The following is a 20,544-nucleotide window of genomic DNA, read 5'->3' on the forward strand; positions in this document are numbered from 1 at the left end:
TATTTATTTTTATCGATTTTGAACCGAGCCTGTTCTTTAATTTTAACTAACTAATTAAGACGATAAACAAACCCGGAATCAAAACCTTTGATTATTATTGAATTAATGTCCGTGTTCCAGTTCGCCCTTGACCATTTCCGAAGAAAGGGTGTAGGCTCCAACTGTGACAACCATAATATTTTTTGCCATTTCTGAAGGAATATTGATTTCCACAAAGCCAAGGTCATTGACACCTGTACTTACGGGGATTCTTCTGAATTTCACCGTGTTTTCTTCGGTTTCCTCATCCTCATCCACAATGAAAATATAGGATTGTTCGCCTTCCTTGACAATGGCTTCCTCTGGAACGGCATATCCTGATTTTTGTCCTTCCGCAATCCTGCCTTCAACATACATACCGGGAAGTAATTCGCCATTTTTATTATCTATATCGGCGTGCACGTGCAGGGCCTTAGGGTCTTCCTCAAAAGTTTTACCGATGGAATGTACTTCTGCGGTCAACAATTCATTGGGTTTAGAAGCTACCGTAAAGATTATTTTCTGTCCTTCCTTTACCTTTGGAATATCCTTTTCGTACACTTTTAAGTCTAAATGAATTTTAGAATTATCGCTCACGGCGAACATCTTGGACTGTGGTGCCACATAGTCCCCAAGACTTACCATTACCTCGTCTACATAGCCCGATATTGGCGTAGTTATAGGTATTGCAGAGTAGATTTCTCCTTGCTCTACCTTGGATGCGTTAATTCCCAATAAACGTAGTTTTGACCTTAAACCGTTTACACTTGAGGTCGTGGAACGAAATTTTGATTGTGCCATCTGGAATTCCTTGCCTGAGGAAACACCTTTGTCGAACAATATTTTTTTTCGCTCAAAATCCTGCTTTAGGAATACGAGTTCGTCGTTTTTTTCCTGATATTCCTGCTGCATACTTATAATATCCGGATGTTCAAGATATGCAAGCACTTCACCCTTGCGCACTTTATCTCCTTCTATAACCTTGATGGACCTAACATTACCACCCATAAATGGACTAATATTGGCCTTGTCTTGAGGGAAAAGTTCGAGTCTTCCTGTAACCTTGATATTGTTACCGAGATTACGTTTTTCCAACAATTTGGTCTCAAGACCAACGGTTTCGATTTGGTCGTTGGTAAGCATTACCACACCTTCCTCGCCTTCTTCTTCATTATGACCGTCTTCTTCTTCTTCTTCTTCTTCATTATGTTCACCGTGTGCATCTCCTTCACCTTCCATTTTTTCGGTAGTTGTGTTTTCTTCGTTATGTCCCAATTCTGAATCGGGCTTGTCGTTGCAACCAACCATAAAGAAGGTCATTAATGCTACACTTACTATTGCTATATTTTTCATTTCTTATTCTTTTTTAGATTATAGGTTACCCAGTTGGTATTGCAACTCAATGAACTGCTGGTTATATTGATTTATAAACTGTATATGATTTTGTTTTATCCTGATGGCGCTGTTGAGTATCGTGATATAGTTCACATAATCAATTTCACCTTCCTTAGAAGCCAGTTCCGCCGTAGTAATTTGTTCCTCGGCCAAAAGCAATGCACCTTCCTGATAATAGTTAAGTGTTTTTTGGGTCTTTTCCAGCGATTTTATGAGCTGTGACACTCTACTTTCGGTCATTGCCTTTTGTTCGAGATATTGATTCTCGGCGACCAATGCATCTGCTTTAGCGGCCTTTACCCTTGATTTCTGCGGAAAGAACCAAAGCGGTATGCTAATACCAGCCTGATAGGTGTTGAAACCCGACACATCATCCACAATCTGCCTGCCGTAGGTGAAGTTGAACTTGGGTAGGAACTGTGCTTTTTCTACACCGATATTGGCTTTGCTTACTTCCGCATTTTGCATAGCATATTGAAGCAAAGGATTATTGGCTGCGGAAGCCGAATCCAAATTGGCCAAAAAATCCATCGGTTCATAGAGCTGACCAACCGTTTCTATTTCTTGGTCAATGCCCAAATACTGCTTCAATGCCCTTTTTGCAATTTCAATGTCATCATAGGCTTGCTGTCGTAAAACCTGAATCTGCTGATATTCGGAAGAGGCAGCAATAAATTCCAATTTGCCCGTTTCTCCTGTATCGTAACGCAATTCTGCAGCGGTCCTAAAGTTAGCATAAACACTGTCCAACTGTTCCGCAAAACGCAATTGCGCCTTGTTGTAATTGATGCGGTCATAAGCCTGCATCACATTGCGAATCAATTGCTGCTCGTTGACAGCGTAGAACGTTTCGCCCAGTTTAACACGTGCCTTATAGAACTTGGATTTTGAAAAACCTGAAAGTAAATCAATATTTCCTTGCTGTACACCTATGGTAGTTTGTACACCGGGAAGGTCATTGCCAAACTCTTCCTTTCCTGTAAATACCTGTGTATTTCCCAAATCGAAGCTGGTACCCTTCATCGCCTGTTCACGTTCAATAAAGGCTTGGCTCTCTTTAAGGGAAGGATAATTTTCCTTGGCCAGAGCGATGGCTTCTTGCAAAGTGAGCACTTGGCTCATCTGGCCGTCCTGTGCACTTGCGGAAGTTGGGGATAAGAAACCTCCTAAACTCAATAATACCACAACCACGGTTGCACTTTTCTTGACGTAACTTGCGTCACCACCATTATTTTTCTTTTCTTTTCGTGATTCCAGCCAATAATACAGGACAGGAACAATGACCAGTGTCAAGAAGGTAGCCGTTATAAGTCCACCGATTACTACTGTCGCCAAAGGACGTTGTACTTCCGCACCACCAGAGGTAGAAACCGCCATTGGTATAAAGCCCATAATGGCTGCGGTAGCCGTCAGTAAAATTGGGCGTAAACGCTCGTGGGTTGCCTCGTATATTCGTTTTTTTAAGTCTGTCATTCCACTTTCTTTTAGTTCATTGAATTTGTTTATCAGTACCAATCCGTTTAAAACCGCAACTCCAAAGAGCACAATAAAACCTACTCCCGCAGAAATACTAAATGGCATTCCCCTTATCCAAAGTGCAAACACGCCACCAATGGCCGCCAATGGCACTGCCATATAAATCATTAAGGACTGCGAGAACGAACTCAAGGCAAAATAGAGCAATATGAATATTAGGAAAAGTGCAATAGGCACTACAATCATTAATCGGTCTGAAGCTCGTTGAAGGTTTTCGAACGAACCTCCATAGGTTACAAAATAACCAGGTGGCAATTTCACGTCCGTTTCCAATTTTTGCTGAATTTCCTCGACCATCGATTTTACATCGCGCCCACGAACATTGACCCCTACCGAAATACGACGAGAGGTATTGTCCCTTGAAATCTGCATTGGCCCGGGCTTATAGCTGATATCTGCCACTTCCTTTAAAGGCACTTGCGCTCCGTTTGGCAAATCGATATAAAGATTTTTAAGGCTGTTGATGTCCTGTCTAAATTCCTTTGCCAAACGAATGACCACATCGAACCGTTTTTCGCCCTCAAAAATGACACTTGCCTGTTCTCCAGCAAATGACGCACTCACATAATCGTTCAGCTTGTCAACGGTTACACCGTATTGTGCCATTTTTGCGCGGTTATACACCACTGTCATTTGTGGCAAACCACTTGTAGCCTCGACATTAAGGTCAGCAGCTCCAGGAACCGTTCTGATGACTGCTGCGATTTCCTGTACCTTGTCTGCCAACACGCCCAAATCTTCTCCGTACAGTTTGATTGCTACGTCCTCACGGACACCTGTAAGCAATTCATTAAAACGAAGTTCCACGGGTTGGGTAAACACGAAATTTACGCCGGGAACTACTGAAATTTTTTCTTGGATTTTTTCTATGAGTTCTTCCTTACTATCTGCAGAAGTCCATTTGCTCTTATCTTTTTCAAGAATAATGTAACTATCGGCAATGTCCATTGGCATTGGGTCTGTTGGTATTTCAGCAACACCAATCCTTGAAACTACCGTTTTTACTTCCGGAAATTCATTGATTAAATTTTGAAGTTTTTTTGAAGCCTCAATGGATTCGGTAAGACTGCTCCCCGGTTTTATCAAAGCCTGAAACGCAATATCGCCCTCATCAAATTTAGGTATGAATTCGCCACCCATATTGCTGAAAATAAACCCTGCAATTAGTAATAGAGCAACTGCGCCAATCACGACACCAGCTCGAAAGCGCAGTGCGAAATTGAGCAAAGGAAGGTAAGCTCGATTTAGGCCCGCCATTATTTTATCACTGAACCTATCTATCTTGTTTTCAAATTTTGCAAACCAACTATTCTGATTTTTAGTAGGTTTAAGGAACATTGCAGAAATCATTGGGACGTAAGTAAGACAAAGGATAATTGCTCCTAAAACGGCAAATCCAAAAGTAAATGCCATTGGACGGAACATTTTTCCTTCTACACCCGTCAAAAATAGAATTGGTGTAAATACAATAAGGATAATAAGTTGTCCGAAAAACGCCGAATTCATCATCGTACTGGCAGATTCATAAGCAATTTCGTCCATTTCAGCCTGCTCAATGACCTTTGTTGATTTTTTCATCCGTTGATGAATGTGAAACACCATTCCTTCTACAATGATTACTGCACCATCTACGATGATTCCAAAGTCGATTGCACCCAATGACATTAAGTTTGCCCATACACCGAATTGTTTCATCAAAATAAATGCGAAGAGCAATGATAATGGAATAACCGAAGCTGTAATTAATCCGCCACGGAAACTTCCCAAAAGCAAGACCAAAACAAAAATCACAATGAGGGAACCTTCTATGAGGTTTTTTTCAACGGTGCTTGTGGTTCTTCCTATCAATTCACTTCGGCTTAAAAATGTATCTATGTAAACGCCTTCGGGTAGGGATTTTTGTATTTCTACAATGCGCTTCTCCACATTTTCGACTACGTTGCCTGGGCTTTCGCCTTTCAGCATTAAAATTTGTCCACCAACAGTTTCGTGTCCATCTTGGGTAAACGCACCATAACGCACCTGATTACCAAAGCCTACTTTTTCGGCGACATCCCGGATTAAAACAGGACTTCCATTTTGAGTCGTCACAACTGTGTTTTCCAAATCCTCGATACTTCGTGCCAAACCTTCTCCACGAATGAAATTTGCTTGGTGGTTTTTTTCAATATAAGCACCACCAGTATTGGCATTGTTTGCTTTAAGGGCTTCAAAGACCTGATTCATTGTAATACCGAAACTTTTCAGCTTATTAGGGTTTATGGCAACTTCATACTGCTTTACATAACCACCAAAAGCATTTACCTCAACGACTCCAGGTACTAATGCCATTTGACGTTTTACAATCCAATCCTGAATGGTACGAAGCTCCATAGCATCGTATTTATCTTCGTAGCCCTCTTTTAATTTTAAGGTGTATTGGTAGATTTCGCCCAGACCTGTTGTTATGGGTGCCATAAATGGCGTGCCGAAGCCTTCGGGGATTTCTCCAGCAACTTCGGTTAATTTCTCTTGTACCAATTGCCGGGGAAGATAAGTGCCTGCCTCATCCTTAAAGACAATTGTAACTACGGACAGCCCAAAACGGGATACTGAACGCAGTTCGATAACGTCAGGAAGATTGGCCATTGCCAATTCTACGGGATAGGTAACAAATTGCTCTATATCTTCGGTCCCCAAGTTTGGGGCTACTGTTATTACCTGTACTTGATTGTTTGTTATGTCGGGTACAGAACCCAAGTTTATAGTGGCCATAGACCAAATGCCGGTACCAACCAATGTCACTATAAATAAGCCAATAATAAATTTATTATTAATGGAAAATGAAATGATTTTGTTAATCATAGAAAATGTATTAATTCAGTTTAAAACTTACGTTGCGAATAGGTGCAACGCATTTATATAGCAATGCCTATCTTGAGAAGCATCACGTTAGGATATAGCTATCCTTAAAAAAAACTGAATTATACTTGAGGGGGTTGAAAAAGAGATTCCAGATATCTGGAATTGAAGTTGACTGTATATAAATTAAACTGCTCTTTATCTTCAAACTTAAATCGATTGATAAGAGGTGTTGCGGTGTTTGCTATAAAAACTACAGGATGACAACATTGATGATGAGAATGGACAGGTACGTTATCCTTATCTGAATTATTATGATGCCCTTCGCTTTTTGCATCGTTTGCGATGTAATCTTCTACTATATATTCAAAGAAAGAGTCGCCATAAACTTTATGGTCTTGATAATGGGAAATTAAGTTTGAAATTTCTTTAATTGGTCCACATAAGTCCATATCTACGCTGATTCCTTGAAAAAAGAGTAAAATAGACATTGATATAGAAAAGAATATTTTCATAAAGTTTTACAAAGATACAAATTAATCGATGCACAGGTTGTGCAAAGAAGAATGCCAACACTTTGATATGAATGTGTAATGAACTCAAACTTGAAAATGTAGTTGTAATAATTTAAATAAGATGACGATATTGTGATACATTTCTATTTAGCTCATATCATAGTAGAAGTATCCTTAAATTAAATGAGGTTGATTGCTTGTAAGGCATTAAATCCAGTTTGAGGTACTGGACAAACCTATATTAACTTTATGCCATAGCATAGACTTCATCAAACAGCTTTTTATCTAACCGTTCTTGTTGGCCGAAGCTTTTCTTCAAAACGTTATGAAGTACTGAATTGAATGCATTGTAACCTAACCACAGATTTGGTTCTTCATTCAGTAGCAAGGCTTCGTAGTTCAAGATTTCTATGACCTCACGAGACTTTTTTGAAGGGTCGCTATTCTTGTCGCTACATTCATATCTGAACAATTTCGTTCTGTCAAGAATCGCTTTCACAAATTCTTGTGTGTCGATGATTTTAAATTCCTTCATCTTGTCGAATTTCTTGGTAATGGTGTAGAATTCGTTGTCCAGAAATTTATCGAAAAGATTGTTCAACCTCGGCATAATTAAGTGCGTATTGTTCTTACTGTGCTTTATGGAAAACTCGATTTCTGCTTGAGAAACGTGCAGACCATTTGAACACACTTCTCTATAAAATCCAAAGTGACCAGAGGTCTTTTCACTACCGTCATAGGAATTTTTGAACCGAAGCATCGGCAGTATCAAATCTTTATCATTTTTGACCGTAAACTGGCTTTTGTCGTCGATGATAAAGTCGGTAATGAACGACCTATCATTTTTGTTGATGGTGCGTTTGTGGAAGTTCAGCTGTGCATCGGTCAGCATTTCTTCAGCTTTCTTGAAGAACAGTTGGTTCGGAATGTGGCCATAGCTGTTCGATACCACGTTGACAATTTTGCCATTTGAGATAATGGCATTTTCAAGCCCTCTTCGGGATTCCATCTGTGTCAGACTTTTTAAGGATTTCATTTCTGATGGAACAAAGATTTCATCCTGTTGTAAATTTTGTAAATACATAGCTTTTGAATTTTAGTTAAACAATATTTGAGCAGTACCCAAACGGAAGCTAAAATCTCAGCTCAAAAGGAAACGGAATAAATTAGCGATGGCATAAGGAATGGCTTTATGCCGTAGTCTTTTGATGGGTGTATTTTACGAGTTTACCTTTGCGCTAACTATTGATTGATAACCCCTTCCTTGTGAACCTACTTTTGATTGTACTGTCATAAAAAAGAAAAAGAGCCAGCACGAATGCTGACCCTTCTTCAAACAACAAAAGCTAATCGTTGAGTTCCTGAATTTGCTTTTCAAGAACCGTGATGCGCTCTTTCAAACGTGCTTCACGCTTGTCTCTCTTCTCGGCATATTCTTTTTCAATGCCGGCAATCTTGGATTTGTAAAATCCCTGTATTGCGTTGTAGAATGAAATGTTCGTCAGATTATTGACGTGATTGCTTTCGCCAAAATGCACTTGCTTTGTGAGCATATACCTTATCAACTTGTGGAAGATTTCCTTTTTGAACTTCTTCTTAAAATTCTCGACCAATTCAACTTTGGTCATCTTTGAAGTGTCGCCCAAGAACTTTGAGAAATACTTCTGTTGGCTCATAAAGTCCACATTATTTTCAAATAGCGATATCGAGAATGCCACTATTTCATCTGTTGAAAGTGTTTTCTTCGTATCGATGTATTTGGTCTCACGAATCATCTGCACAACATCTTCAAACTGCTTGTTGTTCTCAATTTGCTTCTTACGGATTTCCCTTTCGTTGATTTTTACGATTTGTTCTTCAGGCGTACAGTCTGCCATTTTCCTGTTGGCCAATGGTGCCGAATAACCTGTTGATTTTTCTTTCGATTTTTCAATAATCTTTACAAAAACCTCTTTATTTCTATAAGTTTCAGGATGGAACAAAATGCCATTGACGAATCCATTTTCTTTCGCTGAATTGTATTCTTCCAAGGCTTCATTGTGATTCTGCATTGCTTCATCCAATTCTGCCTTTAATTCATCTTCAGAATATTCGTAATGTTGATATTCTATCTTAATGCCCTCGATTGTTGGCTCAATCGGATTCTCTATAATTTCAACATCGTCCAGTAAATAGACTTTCAATCCGTTTTTTTCCAATTGCGATATAATGAGCTGATTGTTTTCGTCATCTGCCCAGTATTGTCGTATTTCAGGAATTAGAAGGATATTCTCTTTCTTGGATTTTTCAATCAGGTTCAAGAGCGATTTGCTTTTCTTCGTTTCAAAACAGGCTGCTTTCGTACAGACCATCTTTCCTTCGCCGAACAGATTGCCTTGATTTGCGGCATTGAAAGGACATTCAACACAAGACCCAGCTTTTGGGACCAATTTTTTATCGGCTACATCAAAAGATGCTTTTTCCAAATAGTATGTCTGGTCTTTAATCATCCTGTTTATCTGATGTGCATTAAAATCCTCGCCCATCGTTTCCAACATCATCTGTTGCTCTTCCGGTTCAAAAAGTGCCACGCCTACGCCCAAGGAAATGGTCATTTCGCCATTGCGTACAAAATGCTTGAAACCATCAATTAATCCGGCCAGTTTCAAACGCTGTCTGATGAAGTTATCCGTTCTACCCAATCGCTTCGCAATTTCGGTAGGTGAATATTTCTCACTTAGGTAAGCAATCGCATCGGCTTCTTCGGTCGGTTCAACATCCTGTCTTTGCAGGTTCTCGATGATTTGAACTTCCAGAACATCATTATTCTCATAAGTTCTTACGATACAGGGTACGGTCTTTTTTCCTGCAAGCTTGCTCGCACGATATCGGCGTTCGCCCATCACGATGATATAATGGCCATTTAGTTGCCTTACCGTGATTGGCTGCAACACACCGTGCTTTTCGATACTCTCAGAAAGCTGCTGCAAGGCATCATCATTAAAAGTTTTTCTGGGCTGTTCAAGGTCAGGCTTGATTTTACCCAATGGTAAGTTCTGAATTTGAAGTGCTTTGGATTTATTTCCATTTACTTCTTTCTTGGCAGTAGATTTCGCTCTACTGCGCTTCTTTGTGGTACTCGCTTTTGTTGTCATAATACTCAAATTTTTGATTAAACAATATTTGAGCAGAAACCAAACGGAAGATAAAATCTTGGCTCAAAAGGAAACGGAATAAATGAGTAGTGGAAGAAGCGTTGGCTTTATGCCGTAGTCTTTTGATGGAAGTATTTTACGAGTTTACCTTGCGTGTATATTGTATGATAATAAACCCCTCAAACGAAGAACAGAGGTTGAGATAACCTAAAATTTATTAATCCTCAATACAGAAAATAGGATTTGTTATCAAATGAATGGATATAGTACTAAAGCCAATTCAGTTCTGAAAAAAGGTAAAATGTTGTACCTATGTTGTACCCAAGGTCAAAAATCGTGAAGAAAATCCCTTTTTTTAAAATGAAAAAGCCGAAGATTTCTCTTCGGCTTTTGTGCGGATGACAGGAATCGAACCTGCACACCTCGCGGCATCAGATCCTAAGTCTGACGTGTCTACCAGTTCCACCACATCCGCATTTTAAATATTTTAACACTTTTTCTTAGGTTAAATCCTAAGTCTAGCGTGTCTACCAATTCCACCACGCCCGCATGTTTGTAAACCTATGTTCCTTTTAAGGCACCAGAACAAATGTCTAGCGTGCCTGCCTTCCGAAGCATTAGCGTAGGGAGGTCTACCAATTCCACCACGCCCGCTTGGTCCCATTTTTACAACGGGAGGCAAATATAATCAACAATTTTTATTTACAAGCAATCTTTCTTTTAAAAATATCACTTTTTGTACCTTCGTGAAAATACATAACACAACCAATGAAAAGTGCAAAACCCTATATAGAAGAACACAAACAACGCTTTATTAACGAACTAATCGATCTGTTAAAAATACCGAGCATCAGCGCCGATTCTGCCTATAAAAAGGACGTGATCGCCACTGCAGAAGCCGTTAGAGATCAACTAGCCAAAGCAGGATGTGATACTGTCGAAATTTGTGAAACCCCGGGCTATCCAATCGTCTACGGAGAAAGAACCATCGACCCAAAACTGCCTACCATCTTAGTGTACGGTCATTACGATGTGCAACCACCCGATCCCTTAGACCTTTGGCACAACCCGCCATTCGATCCGGTGATCAAAAAAACCGAACTCCATCCCGAGGGCGCCATATTCGCAAGAGGAAGCTGTGACGACAAAGGACAAATGTACATGCACGTTAAGGCATTAGAGTATATGACAGCCACCAATCAACTGCCGTGTAACGTAAAATTCATGATCGAAGGTGAAGAAGAGGTTGGAAGCGAAAGCCTGGGCTGGTTTGTAAGTCGCAATCGCGAAAAACTGGCCAACGATGTCATTCTTATTAGCGATACCGGTATGATCGCTAACGATGTGCCTTCTATCACTACGGGATTACGTGGACTTAGTTATGTCGAGGTGGAAGTTACCGGCCCCAATCGCGATCTGCATAGCGGACTCTACGGTGGAGCGGTCGCCAATCCAATCAATGTTCTAACAAAAATGATCGCCTCTTTACACGATGAAAATAAACACATTACTATTCCCGGATTTTATGATGATGTGGAGGAACTTTCCGAAGAAGAACGCTCGAAAATGGCCGAAGCACCCTTTAATAAAGAAGCGTATAAAAAAGCATTGGACATTGACGATGTTTATGGAGAAGCCGGTTATACCACCAACGAACGAAATTCCATACGACCTACCTTAGACGTCAATGGTATATGGGGTGGGTACACAGGTGAAGGCGCCAAAACAGTGATCCCAAGCAAAGCCTATGCGAAGATCAGTATGCGTCTGGTACCGGATCAAAATTGGGAAAAGATCACCCAACTGTTTAAAACGCATTTCGAAAATAGCGCTCCTAACGGCGTACGCGTAACCGTAAAACCACATCACGGCGGACAGGCGTATGTAACCCCTATCGATAGTGACGGATATCGGGCCGCCGAGAAAGCCTACAAAACTACATTTGGGAAAACACCCATTCCACAACGAAGTGGCGGAAGTATCCCGATCGTCTCCCTGTTCGAAAAAGAATTGAAAAGCAAAACGATCCTAATGGGCTTTGGTCTCGACAGCGACGCCATTCACTCGCCCAACGAACACTTTGGCATATGGAACTACCTAAAAGGCATAGAAACCATCCCACAATTCTATCATGAATTTACGGCCATAAAAGAAGGAAAATAAGTTGGGGGTTCCCCGCCTACGGCAGGTCACGCTTTACGCTGTATCTTTTATTGGTTGGAGCTAACAATTAAAGCTTCGCAATTAGTGCATCAATAAAAGGATGCCGCTGCAATCGCTAACCCATAATAAAAACTACATTTTTAGCGTGGCATGTTTGGCATGCAGGAACATAAAAACACCGTAGGCCAAAAGTCCTAAGGCGACGATGCCCATTATGGCAGCTCCAAAATTGTTTTGTAAAAAATCGAAAGCAGCTGTCTTACCATCCACATTATTCCTACTTCCTAAACATACTTTAAATAACAAGTATGCCAGTAAGGATGATATGATTCCGCGTGCAATAAAACCAACATAGCCTGCTCGGATCAACAGCTTTTTCTCGGTCGACTTCAAACCACTTTCTTGAACGTTTTCTCTAAATTTTCCGGAAATGGCTTTATAGAACTGGAACACACCCTTGCCTAGCAAGCCAAGTGCAACGACTCCAAGAAGATAGGGACCATACGATTTAGACATTAGTATTTGAACAATAGACTCACCACCCGAACCCAAGGAACCTTTCCAGATAACACGAATAGCAGCAACACCAAGTAGTGCGTAGAAAATAGCACTTATTATATAAGCACTTCGTTTTACAAATCCTTTGCCTTCAGACCAAGCTTCTTCATCACCATAAAACGATTGGTACAGTCGATAAAAAGTATATCCAAAAAGTCCAACCGCCATGGCTGCCAATAAGACCTTACCAAACGGTTGATCGGCTAAAAATTCTAAAACCGAGTTATTACCCGACCTCGAACCACCTAAGTTAAAAGCGGCCAATGCCGTTAGTGCGCCAATTATGGCGTAGACGAAGCCCTTAGAAAACATTCCGAATCGGGCCCATTTTTCTCGTTTTTTGCTCATAGCAAACAAAATACGAAATAGTAGTAAAGAATAAATACTACTTCACAAAACCTTATCATTTTTTCAAGGCTGTTTTAATAAGAAAGAACCCTATCGTTACATTTTTTTAACGTAGTCGGTAACAAGTACGATTTGTTGACCATCAACTTTTCCTTCAATATACTTTTCATTGTCCTGATCTAAAGAAATACGACGTACTGCGGTGCCTTGCTTGGCTACCATACTGCTTCCCTTAACCTTTAAGTCTTTAATAAGTACTACACTATCTCCGGCTTCCAATATAGCCCCGTTTACATCGCGATGAACAATAGTATTGCTGGTGTCTTGAGCATCGCCTGCCGCCGCTGCCCACCGCAATAACTCCTCGTCCATATAGATCATATCCAGCAAATCCTGTGGCCAACCCGCCGCTTTTATTCGGTGTAACATACGCCAAGCCATCACTTGAACGGCAGGAACTGTACTCCACATGCTGTCATTCAAACATCGCCAATGGTTGATGTCTCTTTCTTCCGAATCAAATTGTGAAGAACACCTTTGACATACGAGCAAGGTTGCCTCTACTCCTTCAGTTGGGGAATTTGGCACTTCGTACAATGCTAATGGTTCTTCACTTTTGCAAAGTTCACAACGATTCTCTGCTCGTTTGGTTACATCTCGTTCTATGGACATCGTTAATTTTTTTCAAAGATAGTCTATTATTATAAGGCCGGAATCAGTCTTATAGAGATCCACTTGTACATTTATTTCCTCTACACTTGTAGAATACAAATTTTTATTCTATGTTTGTAGAACAAAACTAAAATCACACGCTATGTCGCTATCAAATTCCGAAGAACAACTCATGCAATTTTTATGGAAACAAAAGCGTGCTGTTATGAAAGAGCTGATAGACGCTTATCCCGAACCAAAACCGGCAAGTACGACAGTGGCCACTTTATTAAAACGGATGCAGGACAAAGGATATGTGCATTATACACAACAAGGTCGAGCTCGAGAATACTATCCCTTAGTAAATAAAAAAGATTATTTCGCGAAACACGTTAATGGTCTCATCAAAGATTTTTTTAACGACAGTGCCACCCAATTTGCGTCGTTCTTTACACAAGAAGCAAATCTTTCTAAAGCCGAATTGGAAGACCTTAAGAACATCATAGATCAACAAATTAAAAAGAAATAAGCATGGAGATATATCTTTTAAAATCGACCGCTTGTTTATTGATCTTCTACCTTTTTTATAAGGCGTTTTTAGAAGCAACCAGCCTGCATTACACAAAAAGATTCTATTTGTTGGGAAGTCTAATAGCCGCATTACTTATACCCGCTATAACATTTACTTCCTACGTCACCGCACACACGGCCTCTACAAATGAACTGACCGCATCTATGACTACGACACAGCCGTTGCCCGAAGCAACCGGCATAACTTCTTTATGGTTTGTAGTATGGACTATTTACGGATTGGGTGTAGCTTTTTTCGGAATTCGATTTATACGTAACCTTTCAAAGCTCTATACGCGAATTAGAAAAAACATAAAAGTTCCTTCCAACGGATTTCTTCTGGTGCTTATTCGGGAGTGCATCGCTCCACATACGTTTTTCAACTATATTTTCATGAATAAGCAAGAATATGAATTGCAAGAGATCCCTTCCGAAGTGATCCTACACGAACAAGCACATGCGCGTCAAAGACACAGTATCGATATACTCTTTATGGAACTAATTCAAATAATCTTTTGGTTTAATCCGGTCGTATATCTGCTTAAGCATACTATGAAACTTAATCACGAATTTTTAGCAGATAAGGACGTATTGAACCATGGCATCGATACGGTGACCTACCAACATACCCTATTAAAATTTTCGTCCAAACAGTCAGCGCCAATATTGGCGAATTCAATCAATTATTCATTCATCAAAAAACGATTTACAGTTATGAGAACACACACATCAAAGAGAGCCGGATGGCTCAAAATGCTGCTATTATTACCGGTATTGACAATACTCATGGTTGGCTTTAGCAACAAAGAAACAGTCGTGCGAGTTACAGAAGAACCAGTAGCAACCCAAAAAATGATCCAAAACGCTGCGCGTATAGATGAAAAGTCGAAAACCCATCAAGAAAAAGCGACCCCGCAACAAGTGGCTGAATACAATAAACTGGCCAAAAAATACAACGCAATTTCTACAGAGCGCATGCGAGTGAACGGTAAGGAATTTACAAGAATATCATATTTGTATGGTATAATGACCGTTGCACAACGGGAGAACGCAGAACCCTTTCCTGCATTTCCACCGCCACCACCCGCTCCCGATGCACCCAAAGTAAAAAAAGGCGAACGAAGCAATATTCCACCACCTCCACCTCCTCCACCTCCTGCGCCGGAGCCGAATGAGGTAATGAGCCCTCCTCCACCTCCGCCGCCACCGGTACCATTAGATCATATCATCGAAATGGCTAAAGATGGAGCCGTGTTTTACTATAATAACAAACAGATCACCAGTGACGAAGCGATAGCTATAGTGAAGAAAGACCAGAATATAAATATCTCAACCAATTCTAACAATGGCACCCATATCGTTAAAATTTCGTCTAACAACAAAAAATAACTGATCATAAAAAGCCCCTAACAACTTGTTAGGGGCTTTTATTTGTTCCAATTGCACGTAAATGTTAACGAACAATTCTACTTACTACCAAATTAAAATTAGAAACCACACAATTTGAACCCGAAGTATTGTTCGCTCGTGTATACGCCATCCTAATCTTACCTCCATTAAGATCGAAGGTACCTAATTGATAAAGTAGAATGGTTTCACTTACCCGTGTACTATATCCGTTCCCTCTAAGCAATGGTATTGACTTCTGATAAATAATAATACCGGGGTTTCCGGGGTTGCTGTCGATATCAATTTGTAACTCGATTACACCATTGTTGTTATTCGGAACTGCTTCAAACTGCAATCGAACCAATATTACATCCCCAATTTCAATTGGCGTTAAAACACCATTAGTACTGTCATAAAAATCGGATGCTGTATAACCGTCCGGTGCATACGAACTAATAAAAGAATCGGATGGGTCGTCCTCAAAATCGAGATCGATATTCGTAAAGTTAGAAAAAGTGTTCAAATCCGGAGAATTTACAAAGGGAAGGGTAAAACTAGAATTTGCATCGGTTAAGGCCACCCAGCCACGTTTTCTTCTTCCGGTCTCCTTGGTACTCACCCACCGACTTCCATCCCATACATAGAAACCGGGTTTTACATCGTTTTCCGGGTCTGCATTACTGGTTGTACTCGTGTTATAAACCAACAAACCTTCTTGGGATGCTCCTATTGAGGCAATAGTCGCAGTATCATCAGCACCCGTTAAGGCCACGCGGTTGATCAAAACTCCGGCGTCGTCACCTTCAATTTGTAAAGATGCTCCATCTACTAAGGTTGTTGTTCCAATTCCAACCTGGGCATTACCCAGTGTAGTAATACATGCTAGCAAAACTAGCACTAAGACATTTCTAGAATTCATTGCAAAAATTTTTTGCGCAAGATAACACATCTTAACAAAATTTTAAGAATTACAAGTAATTTTTAAAAGAAGTTGTAGCACCTGCGTAGCGCACTAAACTTTTGAATCCATACAAAAACAAGGTGTCACCTATCACATAAACTATTATCCTTCAGCACTTAAAAAACTTCAGTAGCACTATTATCATACCCGTATACGCAACATTCGAGGTGGTTTTAACGTTGTAAGAATTCATCAATTAAAAAACCAACTAATTATGCTACAACGATTTTTTATTTTCTGCTCCGGGGCCGATGTCGATATATTGGACGAATGTTCGGCCGGGGAACGTACCAAGTATGCCGGGATAGGCGCCACGGTGTTCTTTACAGCAGTTATGGCTGCGATCGCAGGGTCTTATGCCCTCTATACCGTATTCGACACTATATTTACTGCGGTTTTCTTCGGAATAATTTGGGGACTCCTTATTTTTAATCTCGACCGATTCATTGTTTCTACCATCAAGAAACGCGATAGTTTTTTCGATGAGTTGATCCAAGCCTCACCACGAATCCTGTTAGCGATCATTATTGCCATTGTAATCTCAAAACCACTCGAACTTAAAATTTTCGAAAAAGAGATCGATCAGGTTTTATTGGAAGAAAAAAATGACCTCACCTTAGCGAATAAAGATCAACTCGCGATGCAATACACTCCAAGTGTAGAAGCACTTAATGCACAAATTGAAAACCTTAAGCAAGAAGTCTCGACTAAGGAGAACGAAGTGAATGCACTTTACGAAACCTATATTGCCGAAGCCGAAGGCCGAAAAGGCACTGAACTAATTGGCAAAGGACCGGTATACAAAGAAAAACGTGAAAAACACGACGCCGAACTTGCTGCCTTACAAGAGTTACGTACTGCAAATGCCGAAAAAATAGAGGCCGCAGAAGCTCAAATCGCTGTGCTTGATACCGAATATCAAAACAAAGTAGCAACCACCCAACCGGTAATCGACGGGTTCGACGGATTAATGGCGCGTGTAAACGCACTAGGTAAACTTCCTTGGATCCCTTCCTTCTTTATTTTCTTATTGTTCCTCGCGATAGAGACCTCCCCTATTATCGCTAAATTATTGTCTCCTAAAGGTGCTTACGACCTAAAATTAGAAGAACAAGAAGGCGCACTCAAATCATGGGTGGTACAACAACAGGCGCAACGAGACGAACTGGTTACTACCGACAGAGACATCAATAACCGAGTGTACGCCGATATCGCCGAAGAACAAGAACTGTATGACTACAAGCGCAAAAAAGCACGAGAACTCATGCAATTACAAGCAGATGCTTTCTATAAAAAACAACAACGTGTTTTATAACTATATACATCTTCTTATAAACGGAATAGCGAAGCCGCTAAAAATTCATGAATCACGATGATTTTTTAAGTAATATTGTTGGTATAAGGTATACTTAAATGATTCAACAAATTGCGACAATAAACGCTTCAGAAATAGCTGCGCATTTTTACGGGATTACTTCGGAAGCTTCCGTATTACCGGGCGATTGCGATGCTAATTTTAAGCTAGTTACTGCACATGATGCGTCTTATCTTCTAAAAATTTGGCACGCAGATGCTTCTGAAGCGATCATCGATCTACAACTCGAGATCCTGAAATACCTTTCAGAAAAAGACATCGCAATTACGGTACCGACCGTTGTTCACAATTCGGTAGGAGACCCTATAACCACCGTAAAATTAGATAATGGCGATCACCGACTTGTCACGGTTTTTAATTGGGTAGCGGGAAGACTGTGGGCTACGGTAACTCCCAAGAAATCAACTTTACGAAACAGTCTGGGTGTATCGGCAGGGTCAATTACCAAAAATTTAATCGGTTTTTCACATCCGGCCGCCAATCGCAAGTTCGACTGGAATTTGGCCGATGCCTCTTGGACAAAGGATCATATTGCGCTTTTTACCGGTACAAAGAAGGAGCTAATAACCTATTTTCAGAACAAGTTTGATACATTAAAAGGTATCTATAACAAGTTACCTAAAAGTGTTATTCACAATGATGTAAACGATAACAACATTGTAGTTTCAACTCATCTAAAAGATCCCGAGGTAACCGGTATCATCGATTTTGGTGATACAGTGTATTCGCAAACCATTAACGATCTCGCAATTGTATTGGCATATGCGATCATGGAACTCCCCGACCCGCTCGCAGCCGCAGTGGATGTAATTCGCGGATACCATAAAGAATATTCCATTTCCGAAGAAGAATTGCAATGCCTTTATACACTGGTAGGTATGCGACTTGTTACAACTGTCACTAAAGCTGCATTGCGTAAGGCCGAAGATCCAACTAACCGCTATTGGACGATTAGTGAGCAACCTGCGTGGGAACTTTTAAAAAAATGGTGTGAGGTGAACGAGCATTTCGCATATTACTGTTTTCGGGAGGCGTGTGGATTGAGCGCGCATCCTAATGAAGAAAGATTCTTAGCCTGGGCAGATACCAATCAAATAAGCTTGAACGTACTATTTCCAACAATTCCTATTGAAACCACCCACCTCCTCGACATGAGTGTTGGCAGCACTATTTTAGGAAATCTGGGAGAATACAGTGATCCGGAGATAGCGGCTTACAAGCTTGCACAGTTTCAGAAAAAAATACCAAACACGCTATTGGCTAATGGTTATTTGGAGATTAGGCCTTTTTATACCACTGCTGCTTTCAAAAGTGAGGGCAACAATGGACCCCAATACCGAACCGTGCACTTAGGTACCGATTTTTGGGTGCCGGCCGAAACACCCGTGCATAGTCCGTATGATGGAAAAGTAAAGATCGTGCATCATAACGATTACGATAAAGATTATGGTCCAATGGTGATCCTAGAACATCAAGCCGAGGATTTCCTCTTTTACACACTCTACGGGCATTTAACCTTATCATCTTTATCGCTTCTGAAAGCAGGGCAACAAATTTCGGCAGGAACTTGTATCGGTTATATTGGAGCTCCGCATGAGAATGGGAATTGGGCACCACATTTGCATTTTCAGATCATCTTGGATCTATTAGATAACAATGAAAATTTTAATGGTGTGGCATTGCCTTCGGAAATTCCTGTTTGGAGCAGTATTTGTCCCGATCCGAATCGAATGTTCAAAGAATCGCTTACGCCTTCCGAAGCAACTAAAACCGAAAAAGAACTTCTCGATTTTAGAGAGAGACACCTTGGCAAAGGCCTTAGCGTATCGTACAGTAAACCCCTTCATATTGTTCGCGGTCAAGGCGTGCATCTACTTGATATTGAAGGAAGGAAATACCTCGATACCGTGAATAATGTTAATCATGTTGGACATCAACATCCTGCTGTCGTGGCTGCCGGCCAAGCACAAATGGCCGTTCTAAATACCAATACGCGTTACTTGCACCAAGAATTGGTGGCATATTCTAATGCTTTACTAAAAAAATTACCTCCTGAACTTTGCGTGCTTCATTTTGTAAACTCGGGTAGTGAAGCCAACGAATTGGCCTTGCGCATGGCAAAAACGGTAACCGGGCAAAGCGATACGATCGCCATCGAAGTTGGATATCACGGAAACACCAATGCCGTTATGGAGGTGAGCTCATATAAGTTTGATGGAAAAGGGGGTGCCGGTAAACCAAACACAACACATATATTACCCCTCCCCGACCCGTTTAGAGGCATATATGCATCCAATTCAAACTGCGGGAGTGACTACGCCGCTCATACAAAAACGATCATTGAGAACCTCAATAAGAAAAACCGAGGTGTGGCGGCCTTTATAGGCGAAACCCTTATTAGTTGCGGTGGCCAAATTACGCCTCCTAAGAATTACTTTAAAGAAGTGTACCAACATGTTCGAGAGGCTGGCGGGCTGTGCATTGCCGATGAAGTACAAACCGGATTTGGCCGAGTAGGCAAGACTTTTTGGGCCTTTGAGCTATACGATGTGCTCCCCGATATAGTGACCATGGGCAAGCCTGCCGGAAACGGGCATCCCTTAGCAATAGTAGCCTGTACGAAGGAAGTTGCTGAAGCCTTTAACACCGGCATGGAATTTTTTAATACGTTTGGAGGAAATCCTGTGTCTTGTGCAATTGGACGCACGGTCTTGGAGGTGATTGAAACAGAAAAATTACAGCAAAATGCTTTAAGAATTGGTGCTTACTTAAAAAAAGAATTACAGTCGCTTCAGGCAGAGTTTCCAATTATTGGTGACGTGAGGGGTGAAGGTTTGTTCTTAGGAATTGAACTTACCAACGCGACTAAGCAACCGTTGGCCGACCACGCCTCATATTTAGCTGACAGAATGCGAGAACTGGGAATCCTGATGAGCACAGACGGACCTGATTATAATGTTCTAAAAATTAAACCTCCTATGATTTTTAGTGAAGAGAACGCAAAAGAACTTATCTTTAGAATGAATACGGTCTTAGAGGAAGATTTTATGAAACACTATTAATTATGAAAAAATCACTTCTATTTGGCAT

General features: G+C 40.7%; 13 protein-coding genes and 1 tRNA gene. 5 read left to right on the forward strand and 9 right to left on the reverse strand.

Annotation, left to right across the window (positions count from 1 at the left end; genetic code table 11):
• Positions 1-102: 102 nt before the first annotated feature.
• From DWA30_RS12570 to DWA30_RS12595, 6 genes are all read right to left on the reverse strand, one after another.
• Positions 103-1,371, reverse strand: coding sequence for an efflux RND transporter periplasmic adaptor subunit (locus DWA30_RS12570; RefSeq protein WP_114492886.1), 1,269 nt, complete (start codon positions 1,369-1,371; stop codon positions 103-105).
• 18 nt (positions 1,372-1,389) lie between these two features.
• On the reverse strand, positions 1,390-5,793 hold the full coding sequence (locus DWA30_RS12575) for a CusA/CzcA family heavy metal efflux RND transporter (protein ID WP_114492887.1): 4,404 nt from the start codon (positions 5,791-5,793) through the stop codon (positions 1,390-1,392).
• Positions 5,794-5,912: 119 nt separating this feature from the next.
• Positions 5,913-6,305, reverse strand: coding sequence for a hypothetical protein (locus DWA30_RS12580; protein WP_245933916.1), 393 nt, complete (start codon positions 6,303-6,305; stop codon positions 5,913-5,915).
• 247 nt (positions 6,306-6,552) lie between these two features.
• The gene (locus tag DWA30_RS12585; protein WP_114492889.1) at positions 6,553-7,389 is read right to left on the reverse strand and encodes a DUF932 domain-containing protein; all 837 of its coding nucleotides are present in this window, start codon (positions 7,387-7,389) and stop codon (positions 6,553-6,555) included.
• A gap of 262 nt (positions 7,390-7,651) precedes the next feature.
• The gene (locus DWA30_RS12590; RefSeq protein ID WP_114492890.1) at positions 7,652-9,439 is read right to left on the reverse strand and encodes a ParB/RepB/Spo0J family partition protein; all 1,788 of its coding nucleotides are present in this window, start codon (positions 9,437-9,439) and stop codon (positions 7,652-7,654) included.
• A gap of 393 nt (positions 9,440-9,832) precedes the next feature.
• Positions 9,833-9,914: transfer RNA gene (locus DWA30_RS12595), tRNA-Leu, on the reverse strand.
• A gap of 293 nt (positions 9,915-10,207) precedes the next feature.
• Here DWA30_RS12595 and DWA30_RS12600 point away from each other — a divergent pair.
• Positions 10,208-11,602 (forward strand): dipeptidase, encoded by a 1,395-nt coding sequence (locus tag DWA30_RS12600; protein WP_114492891.1) that lies wholly within the window; start codon positions 10,208-10,210, stop codon positions 11,600-11,602.
• A gap of 132 nt (positions 11,603-11,734) precedes the next feature.
• On the opposite strand, the gene DWA30_RS12605 is transcribed toward DWA30_RS12600, so the two are convergent.
• Together DWA30_RS12605 and DWA30_RS12610 are read right to left on the reverse strand one after the other, a co-directional pair.
• Positions 11,735-12,508 carry a DUF1206 domain-containing protein gene (locus DWA30_RS12605; RefSeq protein ID WP_114492892.1) on the reverse strand — a complete coding sequence of 258 codons (774 nt, stop codon included), beginning with the start codon at positions 12,506-12,508 and terminating at the stop codon, positions 11,735-11,737.
• Positions 12,509-12,604: 96 nt separating this feature from the next.
• The gene (locus DWA30_RS12610; RefSeq protein WP_114492893.1) at positions 12,605-13,180 is read right to left on the reverse strand and encodes a PhnA domain-containing protein; all 576 of its coding nucleotides are present in this window, start codon (positions 13,178-13,180) and stop codon (positions 12,605-12,607) included.
• A gap of 142 nt (positions 13,181-13,322) precedes the next feature.
• Here DWA30_RS12610 and DWA30_RS12615 point away from each other — a divergent pair, with 142 nt between their 5' ends.
• Positions 13,323-13,688 (forward strand): BlaI/MecI/CopY family transcriptional regulator, encoded by a 366-nt coding sequence (locus tag DWA30_RS12615; RefSeq protein ID WP_114492894.1) that lies wholly within the window; start codon positions 13,323-13,325, stop codon positions 13,686-13,688.
• Between the two features lie 2 nt (positions 13,689-13,690).
• Positions 13,691-15,118, forward strand: a complete 1,428-nt coding sequence (locus tag DWA30_RS13540; protein ID WP_114492895.1) for a M56 family metallopeptidase — start codon at positions 13,691-13,693, stop codon at positions 15,116-15,118.
• Between the two features lie 64 nt (positions 15,119-15,182).
• Here the strand turns inward: DWA30_RS13540 and DWA30_RS12625 are convergent, their stop codons facing one another.
• Positions 15,183-16,037 carry a phage tail-like protein gene (locus tag DWA30_RS12625; RefSeq protein WP_136073204.1) on the reverse strand — a complete coding sequence of 285 codons (855 nt, stop codon included), beginning with the start codon at positions 16,035-16,037 and terminating at the stop codon, positions 15,183-15,185.
• Between the two features lie 256 nt (positions 16,038-16,293).
• Here DWA30_RS12625 and DWA30_RS12630 point away from each other — a divergent pair, with 256 nt between their 5' ends.
• Together DWA30_RS12630 and DWA30_RS12635 are read left to right on the forward strand one after the other, a co-directional pair.
• The gene (locus tag DWA30_RS12630) at positions 16,294-17,394 is read left to right on the forward strand and encodes a DUF4407 domain-containing protein (protein WP_114492897.1); all 1,101 of its coding nucleotides are present in this window, start codon (positions 16,294-16,296) and stop codon (positions 17,392-17,394) included.
• Positions 17,395-17,492: 98 nt separating this feature from the next.
• Complete coding sequence (locus tag DWA30_RS12635) at positions 17,493-20,516, forward strand: aminotransferase class III-fold pyridoxal phosphate-dependent enzyme (protein ID WP_114492898.1); 3,024 nt, start codon at positions 17,493-17,495, stop codon at positions 20,514-20,516.
• Positions 20,517-20,544: the final 28 nt, after the last annotated feature.

The organism is Candidatus Ulvibacter alkanivorans (assembly GCF_003333325.1).
GTDB classification, from domain to species: Bacteria; Bacteroidota; Bacteroidia; order Flavobacteriales; family Flavobacteriaceae; genus Ulvibacter_A; species Ulvibacter_A alkanivorans.